The sequence below is a fragment of the Dyadobacter sp. CY312 genome (genome assembly GCF_021390535.1).
Lineage (GTDB): Bacteria > Bacteroidota > Bacteroidia > Cytophagales > Spirosomataceae > Dyadobacter.
This window is the reverse complement of record NZ_JAJUXG010000015.1, coordinates 232,111-249,776: the sequence shown is the minus strand read 5'-3', so window position 1 is coordinate 249,776 and position 17,666 is coordinate 232,111. Positions and strand designations below refer to the sequence as shown.

The 17,666-nt window shown below is 42.5% G+C and carries 11 protein-coding genes and 1 tRNA gene; 2 read left to right on the top strand and 10 right to left on the bottom strand.

Going from position 1 to position 17,666, the window contains the following annotated elements; genetic code table 11:
• Positions 1-19: 19 nt before the first annotated feature.
• The 4 genes from LZG71_RS22130 to glyA form a co-directional block, all read right to left on the bottom strand.
• Positions 20-1,378: an aspartate kinase gene (locus LZG71_RS22130; RefSeq protein WP_233824049.1), complete on the bottom strand. Its 1,359-nt coding sequence runs from the start codon at positions 1,376-1,378 to the stop codon at positions 20-22.
• Positions 1,379-1,534: 156 nt separating this feature from the next.
• Positions 1,535-2,032: a 6,7-dimethyl-8-ribityllumazine synthase gene (gene ribH, locus LZG71_RS22125; protein WP_233824047.1), complete on the bottom strand. Its 498-nt coding sequence runs from the start codon at positions 2,030-2,032 to the stop codon at positions 1,535-1,537.
• A 166-nt stretch (positions 2,033-2,198) separates the two neighbouring features.
• Positions 2,199-2,900, bottom strand: coding sequence for a tetratricopeptide repeat protein (locus LZG71_RS22120; RefSeq protein ID WP_233824045.1), 702 nt, complete (start codon positions 2,898-2,900; stop codon positions 2,199-2,201).
• 246 nt (positions 2,901-3,146) lie between these two features.
• A complete protein-coding gene (gene glyA / locus LZG71_RS22115; protein ID WP_233824043.1) occupies positions 3,147-4,451 on the bottom strand; it encodes a serine hydroxymethyltransferase in 1,305 nt (434 codons plus the stop codon).
• A 486-nt stretch (positions 4,452-4,937) separates the two neighbouring features.
• Between glyA and nagB the strand changes: the two genes are divergently transcribed.
• Positions 4,938-6,908: a glucosamine-6-phosphate deaminase gene (nagB, locus tag LZG71_RS22110; RefSeq protein ID WP_233824041.1), complete on the top strand. Its 1,971-nt coding sequence runs from the start codon at positions 4,938-4,940 to the stop codon at positions 6,906-6,908.
• 169 nt (positions 6,909-7,077) lie between these two features.
• Here nagB and LZG71_RS22105 read toward each other — a convergent pair.
• From LZG71_RS22105 to hpt, 3 genes are all read right to left on the bottom strand, one after another.
• A tRNA-Leu gene (locus tag LZG71_RS22105) sits at positions 7,078-7,161 on the bottom strand.
• Positions 7,162-7,230: 69 nt separating this feature from the next.
• The gene (locus LZG71_RS22100) at positions 7,231-8,631 is read right to left on the bottom strand and encodes an MBL fold metallo-hydrolase RNA specificity domain-containing protein (protein WP_233824039.1); all 1,401 of its coding nucleotides are present in this window, start codon (positions 8,629-8,631) and stop codon (positions 7,231-7,233) included.
• A gap of 48 nt (positions 8,632-8,679) precedes the next feature.
• On the bottom strand, positions 8,680-9,207 hold the full coding sequence (gene hpt, locus LZG71_RS22095) for a hypoxanthine phosphoribosyltransferase (protein ID WP_233824038.1): 528 nt from the start codon (positions 9,205-9,207) through the stop codon (positions 8,680-8,682).
• A 143-nt stretch (positions 9,208-9,350) separates the two neighbouring features.
• Between hpt and LZG71_RS22090 the strand changes: the two genes are divergently transcribed.
• Positions 9,351-10,574, top strand: a complete 1,224-nt coding sequence (locus LZG71_RS22090) for a tetratricopeptide repeat protein (protein WP_233824037.1) — start codon at positions 9,351-9,353, stop codon at positions 10,572-10,574.
• Positions 10,575-10,670: 96 nt separating this feature from the next.
• On the opposite strand, the gene LZG71_RS22085 is transcribed toward LZG71_RS22090, so the two are convergent.
• The 3 genes from LZG71_RS22085 to LZG71_RS22075 form a co-directional block, all read right to left on the bottom strand.
• Complete coding sequence (locus LZG71_RS22085) at positions 10,671-12,032, bottom strand: dipeptidase (RefSeq protein ID WP_233824036.1); 1,362 nt, start codon at positions 12,030-12,032, stop codon at positions 10,671-10,673.
• Positions 12,033-12,154: 122 nt separating this feature from the next.
• A complete protein-coding gene (plsY, locus tag LZG71_RS22080; protein ID WP_233824035.1) occupies positions 12,155-12,811 on the bottom strand; it encodes a glycerol-3-phosphate 1-O-acyltransferase PlsY in 657 nt (218 codons plus the stop codon).
• A gap of 141 nt (positions 12,812-12,952) precedes the next feature.
• Positions 12,953-17,629, bottom strand: a complete 4,677-nt coding sequence (locus LZG71_RS22075) for a hypothetical protein (protein WP_233824034.1) — start codon at positions 17,627-17,629, stop codon at positions 12,953-12,955.
• Between the last annotated feature and the right edge of the window lie 37 nt (positions 17,630-17,666).

Genomic DNA, 17,666 nt, shown 5'->3' with positions numbered 1-17,666 from the left:
TCAATTTAACTCAGTTCAATTATTGAGCTGAGAATATATTTTTCATCGCATCCTCGTAGTAGAAAAGGCGCTCGTTTAATACATTCAGCGCTTCCGCCTTGTATTTTGAATGAATCAAAAGTGACAAGTTGTGTTCCGAAGCACCGTAAGAAATCATCCGGATCGGAATGTTTTTCATCGCTTCCAATACTTTCAATGCAATCCCTTCTTTGTCAGCGCTGAAATTACCAACGATACAAATGATGTTCTGGTCGCGGTCATGCTCTTCCAAATCCGCAAATTCTCTCAGTTCGGCAGTAATTGCTTCCAGGTGATCAGAATTGTCAATCGTAACAGAAACCGAGACTTCCGACGTGGTGATCATGTCCACCGGTGTTTTGTATTTTTCAAAAATCTCAAACACCCTGCGCAGAAAACCGTAAGCATTCAGCATACGGGTCGAATGTATGTATATCGCCGTAATGTTGTCTTTGGCTGCAATCGCTTTGATTTCGCGGTCAGACGTCTGATTGGCGATGAGCGTACCAGGAGCCTCAGGCTGCATGGTATTTTTCAGGCGTACAGGTACGCCACGAAGTTTCGCTGGCGTGATCGTACTTGGGTGCAAAATTTTCGCTCCGAAATAAGCCAGTTCAGCCGCTTCTTCAAAAGTCAGTTCTCTGATCGGGAAGGTGCGCTTTACAATGCGAGGATCGTTGTTGTGCATTCCGTCTATATCCGTCCAGATCTGAATTTCGTCTGCGCGAATTGCGCCGCCAATCAACGACGCTGTATAATCAGATCCGCCTCGTTTCAGGTTGTCTACCTCTTCTCTTGGGTTGCGGCAGATAAAACCTTGGGTTACAACAATTTTGGCATCCGTATGTTGGTTCAAAATCGCAACCAGTTTTTCTTCAATGGCTGCCATTTCCGGTTCACCGTCAGCGTCAATACGCATGAAATCCAGTGCAGGCAGTAATACAGAACTATCGCCTTTTTCTTCCAGATAAGCCTGGAACATTTTTGTGCTCAATATTTCGCCTTCTGCAACCAGTTCTTTATCCTGTTTGATTGTAAAAGGTTTGATACCAACCAGCGAGCGAATAAATCCGAATTCACTGTCAATAATTTCCTGACCTTTCGCAAGTCCTTCTTCGGTAGAATACAATTCCTTGATAAACAACTCGTAATGTGTCTTCAAGTCGTCAATCTTGGAAATAGCCTGATCTTCATCATACGCTTTTGCAGATTCTCCAATGGAGATCAGCGCATTGGTTGTTCCCGATAATGCTGACAAAACGACAATCTTACGATTCGTATCATTTTCAAGAAGTTCGCGGATTGAATGCATGCGCTCAGGTTTTCCAACCGATGTGCCACCAAATTTCCAGACTTGCATAAATATTATAGTGATTGAATTTTGAATGAATTAGTTTTTGGTCAAATAATTGTCACGGATGGCCGATTGTCGTCAGGGAATTGTCATTTGTACTCAGGTGTGGATACATTCTGTAACCTCATGACTATACCTGACAATTCCTGACCAAGGGTTCGCCTAACGGGTAAATATCTTGTCTTTCAGCCCTACCATTTTGATCGCCGTCATAGCAGCTTCGTCACCTTTGTTACCATGCACACCACCCGAACGGTCAATTGCCTGTTCCATATTGTTTGGAGTAAGCACACCAAATATTACCGGTTTGTTGTTTTGAATACTTACGTTGGTAATTCCCTGCGCCACGGCGTGGTTGATGTAGTCGTTGTGCTTTGTTTCACCCTGAATGACTACGCCCAATGCAATTACTGCATCGATATCGGCACGCTGCGCATACCAGTGAGACGCAAGTGTGAGTTCAAAGCTACCCGGAACGTTCCCTCTTTCTATGTTTTGGGGCAAAGCGCCATATTGGATTAGAGTCTGGTAAGCTCCTTCAAAAAGCTTTTCAGTTACTTCGCTGTTCCATTCGGCCACTACAAGGGCAAATTTCTTATTACTGATCTCAGGAAGATCATCGGTTGTAAATACACTTAGATTTTTATCAGCACTTGACATACGTTCAATAGTTTAGATATTGGATATCCGGAGAATTGTTAACCTCCGGATCTTATAGGTTTCTTGGAATACAAATTCTTTACTTTCTGGTGTTGCAGGGTGGGAACAAAAAAAGGATAAAACCGTTGTCGGCTTTATCCTTTTAAAGAACAGTAATGGTTAACCATTATTTGCCGACCTGTCCTTCCAGTAATCCCATGTACTTCTTAGCGTTTACCACTTCCGAGGAAAGAGGAAACTCATCAACTACACGTTTATATGTCGAAACAGCATCAGCAGCCTGATTTGCCTTCTCTTGTGCAAGCGCAAGTTTCATCAGATATACCGGTGTAAAGAATTCATTTTTTTCATAGTCAGCAGCCTTCTTATAAAAAGAAATAGCCTCTGCTGCCTGATTTTTTTCAAGATATGCGTCACCAATCAAAGATTGAGCACGTGCGTGAAGCAACAGATCAGATGAGCTGAAAGATTGAAGATGACTGATCGCCTCATCAAATTTCCCTTGTTTCAACAATGCAACACCAGCATAGAAGTTAGCAAGGTTACTTGCGTCTGTTCCTTTATAGCTGTCCGCGATTGACAATAAGCCTTCATTTCCTCCGCTTCCATTCAATGCTTTTTGCAAAGAATCTGCTTCAAAATCGTAAACTACACTCGAAAGAGCATTTTGTGCAGTTCCTTCCTGGCTATCAATATAGAAACGGTAACCGGCAAATGCGACAACAGCAAGTAGAATTGCCCCGCCAATGCCAAGAACCACGTTACGATTTTTCAGAAAGAAAATCTCTGCTTTACTGATTTGTCCGGCCAAAGCCTCGGGTGTTTCAATAATTTCAAAACCGGACTCATCCGTGTTTTTCTTGCTCATATCAATAATTAATTCAATTTTGGAGTGCAAAGTTATGAAAACTTTATTAAGTCAAAACAACTTAGCACACAATTCTTTAACTTCTTAAAATAACAGTAACCCACCCGATCGTCATATACTAATGTGATGAGTCGTGTTTTGTCCTGATAAAAAAGCTTAAGGAAGCAATTTTATCGTGTCCTGTAAGCAAAAACGGCATGATAATCAGTGTCTGCTTACCATGCCGTTTGTATGTCTATACTATGCTTAGCTGTACAACGGGAAATCTTTCATCCAGGTGTTAACTTCTTGTTTAACAGCAGCAATTTTAGCATCCTGATCATGATTAACCAAAACAGTATCGATCATATCAACGATTCTTTCCATATCGGTTTCAAGCAATCCACGTGATGTCATTGCAGCCGTTCCAACACGCATTCCGGAAGTTACCATTGGTGATTTTTCGTCAAAAGGAACCATGTTTTTGTTAATGGTAATGTCTGCTTTAATCAAAGTGTTTTCTGCCAGTTTTCCTGTCATATCGGATTTCACTCCGTTTTTAGACTGAAGATCGATAAGCATTAAGTGGTTATCAGTTCCTCCGGATATAATTCTGTATCCTTTTTCGGTAAATGCTTTTGCCATAGCCTGAGCATTTTTCGCTACCTGCGTTGCGTAGTTGTAGTAACCTTCTCCCAATGCTTCACCAAATGCGATTGCTTTTGCAGCAATAATGTGCTCCAAAGGTCCGCCCTGAGTACCCGGGAATACACCTGAGTCCAATAGAGAAGACATCGTACGAAGTTGTCCTTTTTGTGTAGTGATGCCAAATGGATTTTCAAAATCGTTACGCATCATAATTACACCACCACGTGGTCCACGAAGGGTTTTGTGTGTTGTTGTCGTTACAATATGGCAATGATCGAAAGGATCTTTCAATAATCCTTTTGCAATCAAACCTGCCGGATGAGCGATATCGGCCATCAACAAAGCACCAACCTGATCGGCAATTGCACGCAAACGTTCGTAATCCCAGTCGCGGCTGTATGCCGAAGCACCGCAGATCAATAGTTTTGGTTTTTCTCTTACCGCAGTTTCTTCAACTTTGTCCCAGTTGATCAATCCTGTTTCAGCTTCTACACCGTAAAAAACAGGCTGGAAATATTTACCTGAAATATTGACAGGAGAACCGTGCGAAAGGTGACCACCGTGTGCCAGGTTGAATCCCATGATTTTGTCACCAGGATTAAGGCAAGCCAGAAACACAGCAGTATTTGCCTGAGCACCCGAGTGTGGCTGAACGTTGGCCCAGGTTGCACCAAAAAGTTCTTTCAGACGGTCAATTGCGATTTGTTCAATTTCATCTACAACCTCACATCCTCCATAATACCTTTTTCCCGGAAGTCCTTCCGCATACTTGTTGGTAAGTACACTTCCGGCCGCTTCCATCACTTGTTTTGACGTAAAGTTTTCAGAAGCAATTAGTTCAATGCCCGATTCCTGACGAAATTTTTCTTTATTGATCAGGTCAAAAATGGCTGTATCACGTTCAACGCTTGTGAGTGTAGACATGGGATTAACGGAAAAATGATATGTTGGATGTAGATTAAGCCGCAAAAATACAAGCAATTCTCGTGGAATGAAAAAATACACATCACTTTCTGAGAAAAGAGAAAACGTAGGAGTTTGAGACAAACACTTTCCAATAGTCTTAAGCCTGTGTTATCTAGTATATAAGTCTGGTTTAGAGAAGTGCGTTTATTGCCCTAAACCTGTTAAAATGACATTTATTGAAAAGTTTTGGCTGGTAAAGGGTTTAAATTTCAGGGAGACAATGTTCTCGCCAATAGCCTGTTTTTGGAAGCAGGTTATTTTTTAAATTTTTTTAATAATATTGCTTTTGAATCGTACTTTTGTGAAACAATGTAAATTTTCACGATAGAATAACATCTTTTAGACTATTGTTATGATATTGTGTAATACATAGAAACAGATAGAAGTCACCAATTTGTAATATGCCTATTTCCTATTCTTAAACTCCCAGAATTATTTTAAACAATGGACATTCAGACTGTGAATCCAGACACGATTTTATTACAGGCGGCTGACAATGCCACAAACGGGACAATTGGTCAACCGATAACCTACGAAAAAATCCCGACGCAAATTTTTGCAGACTCCAAAGAGGCTTCTAATGCTGTAGCACAGGAAATTGCTGAGCTGATCCGTAAGAAGCAAAAGGAAGGAAAAAACTGTGTATTGGGTTTGGCAACAGGGTCTTCTCCGAAGACTGTTTATGCAAGGCTCATTAAAATCCATAAAGAGGAAGGGCTGAGTTTTAAAAATGTGATATCCTTTAACCTTGATGAGTACTACCAAATGGAGCCAGATTCCATTTATAGTTACCACAGGTTCATGAAGGAACAGTTGTTTGATCATGTAGATATTCCAAAGGAAAATTATTTCCTTCCGGACGGAACGGTGCCGCCTGCATTGTTGAGAGACTACTGTATCTCATATGAAAATAAAATAAATGCTGTCGGAGGGCTGGATTTTCAGCTGCTTGGGATTGGGGGAAATGGTCATATTGGTTTTAACGAACCCGGTTCACTTATCAATGCCCGCACAAGGCTGATCACACTCGATCATTCTACCAGAGCAGCTGCTGCAATGGAATTTGGCGGTCTTCATAAGGTACCCCGTAAGGCAATAACATTGGGCGTTTCGCCAATATTAAGTGCACGCCGTATTGTGTTGCTCGCATGGGGAGAAAGAAAAGCATCAGTAATTCGTGGTGCAGTAGAGGGGCCGGTTACAGAACGTAATCCTGCATCTTATCTTCAGGCACATCCCAACGTATCTTTTGTAGTTGATGAAAGTGCTGCATCTGAGCTGACACGAGTAAAAACACCTTGGGCAGTTGACTCGGTTGTTTGGGATAATAAAATGATCAAAAAGGCAATTACGCATTTGTCGAAAAGTCTGGGTAAGCCAATTTTGAAATTGACTGACAAAGATTACAATGATAATGGTATGAGCGATTTACTTGCCCAGTATGGTGCAGGTTATGAGATCAACATCAATGTATTTAACCAGTTGCAGCATACCATTACAGGATGGCCGGGAGGAAAGCCGAATGCGGACGATACCAATCGCCCGGAACGTGCTCAGCCTGCCAAAAAACGCGTGTTGATTTTTAGTCCTCATCCGGATGACGACATTATATCTATGGGTGGTACTTTCCAAAGGCTGGTTGACCAGGGGCATGAAGTACATGTGGCTTACCAAACATCGGGAAATATTGCCGTAGCGGATGACGAAGCGCTTCGTTTCATTGATTTTGTTGTTGATTTTAACAGAAACTTCGGAATTGACAGCCCGGAGGCAAACAAGTTGTTTACAGATGCAAAGACATATCTAAAGCATACAAAAGACAGCGAAATTGATACGCCGGAAATTCGTCAGGTGAAAGGTTTATTGAGACAAGGAGAGGCAAAGTCGACATGCCGTTTCGTAGGGATTCCTACAAGCCAGGCTCATTTCCTGAATATGCCATTTTACGAAACAGGAACAGTACAAAAGAAACCGATTGGAGAGGAAGATATTAAGATCGTTCAAGATCTGATTGAAGAAATCAAACCGCATCAGATATACGCAGCAGGTGATTTTGCCGATCCACACGGAACGCATAAGGTCTGCTGGGATGCGATCGAAGCGGCTCTTCAGCGTGTGAAACACAAGAATTTCATGAAGGACTGTTGGGTTTGGTTATACCGCGGAGCATGGGCTGAGTGGGACATTTACGAGATCGAAATGGCAGTGCCAATGAGCCCGGACCAGGTTTTAAAGAAACGTCAGGGGATATTCAAGCACCAGTCTCAAAAGGATGGTGTGGTATTCCAGGGAGATGATTCCAGAGAATTCTGGCAACGTGCAGAGGAACGTAACAGCGGTACTGCACAGCTGTACGATGAACTCGGTCTTGCAGAATACGAAGCGATGGAAGCTTTTGTAAGATGGAAATTTTAAGGATATAGGGTAAAGCGATTTAGCCTTTTTAATAGTAAACCTGAGGTAATCAGTGCCATTACAAGCATTGATAATCTCAGGTTTTTTATTGGACAAATTCACGTATTTTGCCCCGAAAGCCATTCTTGAAAAGCAAAAATGCCGCTCCTGATGTCAGGAACGGCATTCGTGCCGAAGGCGGGACTCGAACCCGCATGGGGCAACCCCCACACGCCTCTGAAACGTGCGTGTCTACCAGTTTCACCACTTCGGCATTGAAATTGGGTGTGCAAAAGTAGTAACTCTGACCAGGTTTCCAAACAGGACTCTGAAAAAAACGAAACTAAATTTCTACGTTTTCGTACAATGCCGGAATATGTATATCCTTGTAACCTTTTGCCTGTAATTTCAGCTTAAAGGATACCTGCGTTTCATATTCTCCATGAACTAAAAACACCTTCTGAACACGTTCCGGGGTTTGGCAAGAAAGAAAATCAATCATTTCGTTGTAATCTCCATGTCCTGAAAACGAATCCATAGAAGCTACACTGCATTTTACCTCATGTGATTCTCCAAAAATATTTACCTGTTTGTCTCCACGTTTTAATGCACCCGCCAGGGTGTTTGCCGATGCGTATCCTACCAGTAATATGGTTGAATTTGGATTGCCAATGTTATTCTTAATATGATGTTTGATCCTGCCCGCTTCTGCCATACCCGATGAAGAAATGATAATACAAGGTTCTTTCCTGTCATTGATTGCCTTGGATTCATTCACATCGGATACATAATGCAGGTATGGAAAGGCAAAAGCATCACCATCTTTTTCGATGTATTCCAGTATCTCCGGATTAAAACATTCGTCATGATCTTTCATGATACGTGTTGCATTGATTGCCAAAGGGCTGTCAATGTAAACCGGTATTTGAGGTAATTTTCCGGAACTGGACAGTTGATCCAGAGCATATATCAGCTCCTGTGTACGGTCAACCGCGAATGCGGGGATGATCAGCTTTCCACGGTTTTGTACACAGGTTTCATGTACAATTTTTAATAAATGACCCTGCATATCAATTTCTTTCTCATGTAACCTGTCGCCATAGGTCGATTCGCAAATGATCACATCAGCCTGGGGAAACACATCCGGCTTCCGTAGGATCCGGTCTTCGGGACGGCCAATATCGCCTGTGAATGTCACCTGTTTAAAGGAGCCTTTGTCCGGGATGCTTAAATGTACCGCTGCACTTCCTAAGAGATGAGCAGCATCCGACAGAAACGCGGCTACTTCATTGTCGGGACCCAAATGAAACGTTTGCCCGTAGCGAACGCTCTTAAACATACTGAGTGCCCGTTGCGCATCTTCGGCATTATACAATTCTTCAAGTAATGGTCTGGCTTGTCGTTTTCTGCGCTCATTGATGCGTTCCAGATCTTTTTCCTGGATGTGAGCACTGTCCATCAGCATAATCCGACACAAGTCTGCCGTAGCCGAGGTACAGTAAATGGGGCCGTTAAATCCCTGACGTACCAGACAGGGAATAAGTCCCGAATGATCGATATGCGCGTGTGATAAAATCAGATAATCAACTTCGGATGGTTTAAAGCCAAAGTTTTGGTTGAATTCATCTGTTTGTATTCCCTGAAAGAGCCCGCAATCCAGCAGGATTTTTGTTCCTTTTTCGGTTGTGATCAGATGTTTGCTTCCTGTGACAGTTCTTGCGGCACCAAAAAATTGTATGTGCATTGTGAGTGGTTTTTACTTGTGTGAGGTGTCTGTTTTATAATTTTCGGATCAGGAAAGAATATAGAGTGCATTGAGGTTTCTACCCAGCCCGTTATAATCCAGACCGTAACCTACAACGAAGCGATTCTCAATTTCAAATCCCATGTAACGCATGTTCACAGGTTTTTGCAAAGCATCGGGTTTGTGCAAAAGGGTTGCTATTTCTACGGATGCCGGGTCGAGAGCAGTTATTTGATTTACTAATTGATTCATAGTAAGACCGGTATCTACGATGTCTTCAACAATAATAACATCACGACCAGTTATTTTTTCTTCCAGGCCAATAATCTGACGTACGCTACCTGTCGATTCCGTTTGAGAATAAGATGCAAGTTTGACAAATGTTATTTCACACTGTAGCTGCGTTCTTTTTATAAGCTCCGTTGCAAACAAAAATGCTCCGTTTAATACGACAATAAAGAGAGGACAGCGATCTTTGTAGTCGGCACTTATTTGAGATGCAAGTTCAGAGATACGTTCTTCAAGTTTTTCCCGCTCAATAAAAGGAACAAAGGTTTTGTCTAATATGGTTATCATAAAAATTATCGTGTCAGAAGTTTGTGCTCTGTGCAGCCTCAAAATTGTTTCAGTGTCTCAATATTAACTCTTTTTTTAAAAACCCTCTTCCCTGCAAACGTAAAATAACATTCCGGCGTTAATAGGAACAGATTACCCCTGATATGAAACGAATACCTTATATATTAACATGCTGCGTTGTAGCAGTTCTTTCCACCACCTCTGCTGTTGCCCAGTTATATTCTTCGGCTGATCTGGATAAGAACTATGACATGGTATTGAAAAATCCAAGTGTTCAGATTGAGTCAACCGAAGCCATCAACCTCCTTTATAATTTCAAATTCGCCGAAGCAGATGCAGAGTTTCGCTGGCTGAAATACCGTTACCCAAAACACCCTATGCCTCACTTTCTGATGGGACTTTCGGAATGGTGGAAAATAGTGCCAAATACAGACAATGAAACGTACGATAAAGCCTTTCTTGCACAAATGGATTCCACCATCACGCTTGCTGAGAAATTGTATGATGATGAAAAGAATAAAGTAGAGCCGGCCTTCTTTCTCGCAGCCGCCTATGCTTTTAAAGGACGGCTTTATGCAGAAAGAGAAAGCTGGACGAAGGCGGCTTTCGCGGGCAAAAAATCTCTCAAATATTTCGAAGTATGTAAAGGAAACGGAGATTTGTCGCCTGAGCTTTTGTTTGGCGATGGTTTGTACAACTACTATGCGGAATGGGTCCCCAAAGAATATCCTTTACTGAAACCTGTTTTGGCCCTGTTTCCGAAGGGGAATAAAAAGCTTGGACAGCAGCAGTTGGAAAAGGTTGGTAACAATGCGTTTTACACCAGAGTGGAAGCACGTTATTTCCTGCTTCAGATATATATTATGGAAAATGAATATGGCAAGGCGTATGAACTGGCCAAGTATATGTGGCAGACCTACCCGAACAATCCGTATTTTGAAAGGTATTTTTGCCGTACTGCATTTGTGACTGGAAAGGCTGCCGAAGCGGAAAAAGCAGCTGAAAATATACTGACTAAAATTGACCAGTTTATGCCGGGATATGAAGGTGTAAGTGGCCGGAATGCGGCTTATGTACTTGCTTATTACAACATGCAATACCACCGGAATTACGAATTGGCGGCTAAGTACTACCAGCGAGCCATCGACTTTTCGGTTCAGACCAAATCCCTGAATGCAGGTTATTATGTTTCTTCGCTGCTGGGACTTGGGAAAATAGCTGAAATGAAAAAGAACTATGACGAGGCGCTGCGTTATTATAAACTTGCGGACGACAGAGCAGATCGTAAATCGAGCCAGGATAAAGAAGCTAAAAAGGCAATTGAAAATCTTAAAAAGCTGAAACGGGAGGAGAGAAGGAAGAGGTAGTTTTTTTAGTAGACAATAAAACAGTTCACAGTAGACAGACGCCAACGACGGTACTGTTAACTGTGAACTGTTTACTTATTGACTGTTCAGAACCTACTAGCTCTTCAACCTTGCGTAGTGTTTGAAGAACAAAGGAATGGTTTCAATTCCCTTGTAATAGTTGAAGAGACCGTAACTTTCGTTTGGCGAATGAAGTGCGTCTATATCCAATCCAAATCCCATCAGGATACTCTTTCTGCCTAATTCCTGTTCGAATAGAGCTACAATGGGAATACTTCCTCCGCCGCGTGTCGGAATTGGCTTTTTACCAAATGATTCTTCCATTGCCAGAGCAGCGGCTTCGTATTCAACCGAATCTGTTGGAGTAACGTAAGGTAATCCGCCATGATGAGGTGTTACTTTCACTTTCACAGATGCGGGAGCAATTGATTCGAAGTGTTTAGAGAACAATTCGCATATTTCCTGATCGGTTTGATTCGGAACCAGACGCATGGATATTTTGGCATTGGCTTTCGAAGGTAATACCGTTTTTGCACCTTCACCAATGTAGCCTCCCCAAATTCCGTTTACGTCCAAAGTAGGTCTAACCGATGTTCTCTCAATGGTGCTGTAACCTTTTTCACCTGCTACATCATCAACCTGCAAATCCGTTTTATATTCATTCAGATCGAACGGAGCGGAGTTAAGCGCATCTCTTTCTGCTTGTGTCAGTTCCTGGACATTGTCGTAAAAGCCTGGTATGGTAATGTGCCCATTTTCATCTTTGAGCGAAGCAATCATCTCGCAAAGCACATTGATCGGATTGGCAACTCCGCCACCATACACACCAGAATGAAGATCTCTGTTAGCCCCGACCACTTCTACTTCTACATAGGTAAGTCCGCGAAGTCCCGTTTCAATGGATGGCACATCGTTGGCAATGATACTGGTATCAGAAATCAAAATGGTATCGCATTTAAGCAGATCCCGATGTTCTTTTACAAACATTTCCAGATTGGACGAGCCAATTTCTTCTTCACCTTCAATCATCATTTTGATGTTACAGGTAAGGGAATCCGTTGCAAGCATTGTTTCCAAGGCCTTGATATGCATGTAAAACTGACCTTTGTCATCACAGGCACCACGTGCGTAAATCCTGTCATTTTTGATTACCGGCTCAAAGGGAGGTGAATTCCACAGCTCATAAGGATCGGCTGGCTGCACATCATAATGACCGTAAACAAGCACGGTTGGCAAACTTGGGTCAATGATTTTTTCCCCATACACCACGGGGTGTCCGGGCGTTTCAAAGATTTCGGCACGGTCGGCACCGGCATCTTTGATCCGGTCGCGAACGTATTCCGCCGCTCTGATCATGTCCGGCTTAAATTTGGAATCGGCACTTACGGAAGGGATTCTTAGCAATTCGAGCAATTCGTCGAGAAACTTGTCCCGGTTTTTATCAATATAATTATTCATGATCTGGTTTTGATAATTTGTTACTTCTGGTGCACGGCACCGGTTTAAAATGAACGCCCAATTTAAAAAATAACCCCTAAGGTTTGATCCTTAGGGGTGGGTATTTCTGAAATTATATTTTCTTATGAATGCCGGACTGCCTTCGATTTTCCGAAAAGGTTAACCCGGTTTTCATTGCCATTCAGGAGGCGAATGATGTTTTTTTGATGTGTAATCACCACAAGCACGAACATTATAAATCCGAAGACAATGAGTAACGGCTCCGGATGCCCGAACACGCCCACCCAGGATAAAACCGGAAATGCAAGTGTAGCGAGAATAGAGCTCAACGAAACATATTGAGATGCCAGCAAGGTCAGAATAAAAATGGTGATACAAACCAGTGCGAGTTCAGGATGGATAGCAAGTACCATTCCCAGCAAAGTTGCTATTCCTTTTCCTCCTTTAAAACGAACAAACACAGGGAAGATGTGACCTATAATTGCTATTATTCCAAAGAGGATTTTATACATAAGCAGTTCGGTTTCACCGATCGTCCCCATGTAAAAAAGCATTGAGGCTATGCAAGTTGCTGTCCAGCCCTTAATCACGTCAATTAACATGACAACAGTTCCAGCCCGTTTTCCCAACACTCTGAAAGTATTGGTTGCACCGGCATTGCCGCTTCCATGTTTCCTGACGTCAATTCCAAAATAACCTATTCCATACCATACAGAGCTAGGGATGGAACCCAACAAGTAAGCGGCTAAAATCGTAACTATAAATAAGACAACACTCATTTGGTACTATTCCTTGTTTATTTTGAATTAGAATAAGCTTTTGCCAAAAATACAATAGGGGCAGCTTTTTTGCAAGCGAAAAATGCAAGTAAAATTAATTGTTAGATTAATAATAATCAAATAAATTCTACAAATACATCTTTAGAAGCCTTCCGCCTGTTCTTCTTTCTTTTTCTTTTCTGCTGCCGGCGTCACTTTTTTCTTCACGGTTGTTTTCATGAGCTTGGCTTTTTTAACAGCGGGCTGGTAAAAATCGTCGAAACGGTTCACAAACATATCTTTTTCCTCTGTGCCCAATGAAACCAGCGTCATCTTTGATTTGACGTTTTTCGATTTTGCTGTCAGCTGATCATTAAAGTCGAGCAAGGACGACACTACTCCGAGCTCATTCTGACGATAATCGAAATAATACCATACATCCGGAGATGCCTGCAAATAGAGGCTGAATTCATCGCCATCCGCAGTTCTCCGGATTTCCAGCACACCTTCCATCTGTGCATTGATGTTATTCCTGCCAAAATGAGATACACCGATGGGTCCCTGAGAATAGTATGCACCGTGAACAGCCGACCAGCGCAGATCGACATTAGATAACACCATTGGAGCGTCGAGAACTGGTGATGCTTCAAAAAGGGGTTTATAACCTGCGGCTGTCAATTTTACGAAGTCATCCGTTGCTTTGGAGCCGATCAGGGCCGCCAGCTTACGATTTTGTTGCTCAAAATCATCATCCGCAGCAGTGCTGTTTTGTTCTTCCAGGTTAACTTCAACGATTTTTGCTGCAAGAGGCTGCAAGATTGGTTCCAGCGCAGCCATTTTCAAAACAAGCAGGGTATTGAAGCTGAATCTGGAACTATCCACCTGCGCTTCTGCGATACCAGAAGCCTGCATCCAGTCCGCATTGGTAAATTTCAAAGGACCCGAAAAATTCGCCAGGCCTGTTTTATCATCAAATTTCAAGATGTTCGATTCGTCGATAAGCCCGTCTGCTCCCGGTGGAGGTGTTACTTTGAAAGATTTGCTGTCCTCATCAAAATTCATTGCACCCTGAGCAAGATAAATGTCCTCGTCTCCGTCAGAATCTTTTGGAGATAGAAAACTCATGTACATGCCACGCGCTTCATTGTAATGCAAACCGACGGACAGAGGAAGCTCATGTTCGTTTTTTAGGTTTTTATCAATTTTAATGGCAATATTTTCTCCCGGCGCTTCATTGTAAACAATCCAGGAACTCTGGAAATCTTTACGGAATTTCAGAACAGGTTTCACAAACCCTTCCAGTTGAAGGGATGGTTCGTAAGCGATGAGATTGATACCCCCTTTGTATTGAATTCTTGGAGATAAAATGAGGTTATCGGCTTCTTTAATATCGGCTCTTGCAGTTGTGTAATACTTCACGACTGCATTTTGCGCTTCTGTGTTTTTACGTTGTTTGCCTTCCGTTGCAGCCCCAATTTCGTGTAGTTCGAAATTCTGCATTTTAATATTAAATGTATCCTTTCGTGCAGTGATATATTGGTAGGTCGCAGAGCCTTCAAAGTGATTTCTTGAATTGATCTTGATATCGGCGTCGCGTAAACGGTGCGAGGTATTGAGCGTGTCAATTTCAATTCTTGCTTTTTTCAAAGGGTTAATTTTCCCTTTTGAATCAATACTGAGTAATCCCCCATCGGGTATTATTTTTACATCTGCCGTTTGCACGAAAGGAACTCCTTTTACATTCAGCGTCACTTTGCCCACATCATAAATAGCCTCAGATCCCTGAAAAGTCAGACCTTCCATTTCCGGATTCGTGGAGGTATAAGAGGATGTTTCGCCAAATCCTTTCATCAAAATGGTCTTTTTATTCATATCCCATTTTGCTGACCCGATCAAAGTCTGATAGGATGCTGTCGGGATTTGCATTCCTGATGAGTCTGAACCAAATCCGGTTTCATCTGTCAGGAAGTTGGCAATCCCGGTTTTAAAGTTGAAATCGATGTTAACGTTATTGCCGGTAAGCAATTTTTTAGTCGCTTTGTCCTCGCCACTATTAACAGAAAATACCGATTTATTGGCCAGAAAACCTTCCTTGTTGAATTTAATATCCTCGGATGTGATCTCCGAATCAGCTCGTTTCAGCTTTCCGTTTCCATATAATCCGGTCGATCGCAAAAGCAATCCACCTTCCAGATTGGTGGTTTTATTGTGGAAAGAAAACGATTTCCCCTGTGTGTTGATAAACATGCTATCCGTATTGGGAAACCAGCGTAGGGTGTAGTCTTTAAGATCTACCGCAGGGAAATATCCCTTGCCAATATTTGCCTCTTTTATACTTGCGACTTCCCCGGTGGCCATAAGTGAATCCGAAGCCAGCAACACTTCTTTTGCAGTAATGGAAGCGGATAGATACTTGATAATAGCCTTGGAATGTAGCCCGGTGTTATCCATCACCAGTGTATCTGTAAACTTGGCAAGCGCTTTTCCGTTATAAATTTTCATATCTGTAACCGGCGGCTTGTACTCAAAACCAAGTGAGTTGTCGGGCATACTTTTGAGGATCGTTTTAATATCCGGAATGATGCCGTTTCCATAAAATGTACCATCGAAAATGACATCACGCTGGTCGAGGCCATCCATGTCAATTTTTGGAATTTTGAAATAAACCTCGCGCGGGTACAAAACGGGCTCGCGTTCGGGCTGGTCAAAATAGACCATCATTCCATCGGGCACCACAAGCCTTGGCGACTTTTTACCTTTCTGAATACCGGATTTGTTGGAAGGGTCACTTAAATAAAATGTGCCTCCTTTTTCATATTTTACGTGACCACCCACTTCGCCTTTTTGGCCTTTGGTAAATTTTTCTTTCGGCGTAAAAGTGATAGAGTCGTTGGGACTTACATTAACGAAAAACTGCTTATAGTCAAATTTAAGGTTCTGGCCTCTGAATTGATAGTTGGAAGCCACCAGCTGGCCATTCATGCCAAAGTTCCGGTTGCGGCCAATAACTACTTTTTTATCAGAAGGTACACCGTAAATTTTCAAAGAATCGCTGACAATAAATCTTGAAACTCCCAGGACCGTGAGCAACGTATCACCCAATGTAATGGTGGCATTGGCAGTTTCATCGTTGGCGGTGAACTGAGAAACAATCTGGAAGTTGTCATAATCGGCTTTATCCAGATTAGCCAAAACGTACAAAGCACCTTTTTTGCTTAACGCAAATTCGTCGGTAGGCTGGTTGTATATGAAATAGCCGTCCAGGGTAAGTCTTTCCAAGGTACGGCGCAATATTTTCGGGTTTTGTTTGAAATGCTTGGCAAGCTCTTCTGCAAGAAAGCTCGACTTCTTTTGTGTCTGGGTATAATTAGCTGCCAAAAGCATAGGTTGGAAACCAAATTCCTGGCTAATACCTTTAAATCGCTCCTTTTTAAAATAATCGAAGGATTCCAATTTTACGGGCACGACCTGCTTTCCGTCAATTCGCAGGAATTCAACTTTGTCATTGGGGAATTTCCAGCGCATTGCTTGCGCCCATATATTCATCTTGTGATAAGAATCCTGATAAGGAAGCGGCGCATAGTCTGTCTTTTCTGCTCTCCCCAATTTCACAACACCTTCATCATCGTTGTAAGAAAAAGTTACTCCCGGATGATAAAGCGAATCGGTGCCCAGAGGCATGGAATAGGTAGCGAAAGGAGCTGAGATAACAGAATCCTTCAGATTGAATTTTTTACTTTGTGCTTTAAATGCAGGTTTTTCTTTGTAGGTGACTGATACTGTTGAAGGCTGATCGCTGAGCGATGAACTGAACATGGTGGTACCAATGAGTGCATAACCTCCTTTGTAATCAATATTTTTCCGTGAAGCTTTCAGGCGGGCATCGATGCCGTTGGATACAAAACGAGGATACGGAGCTGATTGCCCTCTGACTTTTTTTGTCCCACGATATTCCATGGTCCCCTTTACGGGATTAGCAAGCTGCCGGTCGTCATGGAGCGTTACGTTTTCAGCGACAATTTTCGGTTGAGAAATATTGAAAGAATAAGCGTCCAGATCCACATAAATGGAAGAATCGCCGGCTGCTGCCCAGTTGAATTTCCCGCTTTTACCAACAAAAATACCATTCTGCAAAGTAACACTACCATTCGTTGGGCCGAAAACAACTGAATCACCAGCTGCAACCATCCCGAAAACCGCATTTTGAAGTTCCACGATAGCACCTGAAACAACAGGCAGCGGATTAGACTTTGGAGTAATCACATAATTGGTATCTACCGGAGCATCCCAGCTGTCATTTGCAGCCGCAACGGCTGCTTCTTGATTTGCAGTAACAGCATTGGTTGTGTCAAAACGGAAACGATAAGTGCCACCAAGCAGATAAAGCGAATTGTAGTTGGCAGAATACAGTTTGTTGGTTTCGTTGATGGTGCGGATCGTCTCCAATACTTTTTGGAAAGATTTACCATCATATTTTACCCCGGCCTGCATGGCAAGATCCAGAAAACCATCAAAATTTTCGGGAGATTGCTTTGCAAAAGCGTGTGCATTGCGGGTAAGAAGAAATAATACAGGACCTGCTTTTTGTCCTTTTGCTATCTGCGTACGAACTATTGATATGAATTTATTCTGCTGGGCAGAGCCAACAGAAGACATCCATACACTATCTAACTGTGCCGCAGCGCGTGTGTATTGCGGATTGCGGCTCCCATCCATCAACTTGCGGAACTGCGTGATGAACTGTCCTGGCTCATCTGAAAGTTTCAGATTTTGCCCCACAACCGCAGACGTTGCGGATAGCGTGATGTAAAAGAGAAAGAAGTATCTAAAAATTTTCATGTGTTATCAAGTACTTTTCAAGAGACTCCGTTCGGTC

Bases quoted from the DNA above. Each gene is read 5' to 3' on its own strand.
- LZG71_RS22130 (WP_233824049.1), bottom strand. From the start codon at position 1,378: ATGCAAGTCTGGAAATTTGGTGGCACATCGGTTGGAAAACCTGAGCGC.
- ribH (WP_233824047.1), bottom strand. From the start codon at position 2,032: ATGTCAAGTGCTGATAAAAATCTAAGTGTATTTACAACCGATGATCTT.
- LZG71_RS22120 (WP_233824045.1), bottom strand. From the start codon at position 2,900: ATGAGCAAGAAAAACACGGATGAGTCCGGTTTTGAAATTATTGAAACA.
- glyA (WP_233824043.1), bottom strand. From the start codon at position 4,451: ATGTCTACACTCACAAGCGTTGAACGTGATACAGCCATTTTTGACCTG.
- nagB (WP_233824041.1), top strand. From the start codon at position 4,938: ATGGACATTCAGACTGTGAATCCAGACACGATTTTATTACAGGCGGCT.
- LZG71_RS22100 (WP_233824039.1), bottom strand. From the start codon at position 8,631: ATGCACATACAATTTTTTGGTGCCGCAAGAACTGTCACAGGAAGCAAA.
- hpt (WP_233824038.1), bottom strand. From the start codon at position 9,207: ATGATAACCATATTAGACAAAACCTTTGTTCCTTTTATTGAGCGGGAA.
- LZG71_RS22090 (WP_233824037.1), top strand. From the start codon at position 9,351: ATGAAACGAATACCTTATATATTAACATGCTGCGTTGTAGCAGTTCTT.
- LZG71_RS22085 (WP_233824036.1), bottom strand. From the start codon at position 12,032: ATGAATAATTATATTGATAAAAACCGGGACAAGTTTCTCGACGAATTG.
- plsY (WP_233824035.1), bottom strand. From the start codon at position 12,811: ATGAGTGTTGTCTTATTTATAGTTACGATTTTAGCCGCTTACTTGTTG.
- LZG71_RS22075 (WP_233824034.1), bottom strand. From the start codon at position 17,629: ATGAAAATTTTTAGATACTTCTTTCTCTTTTACATCACGCTATCCGCA.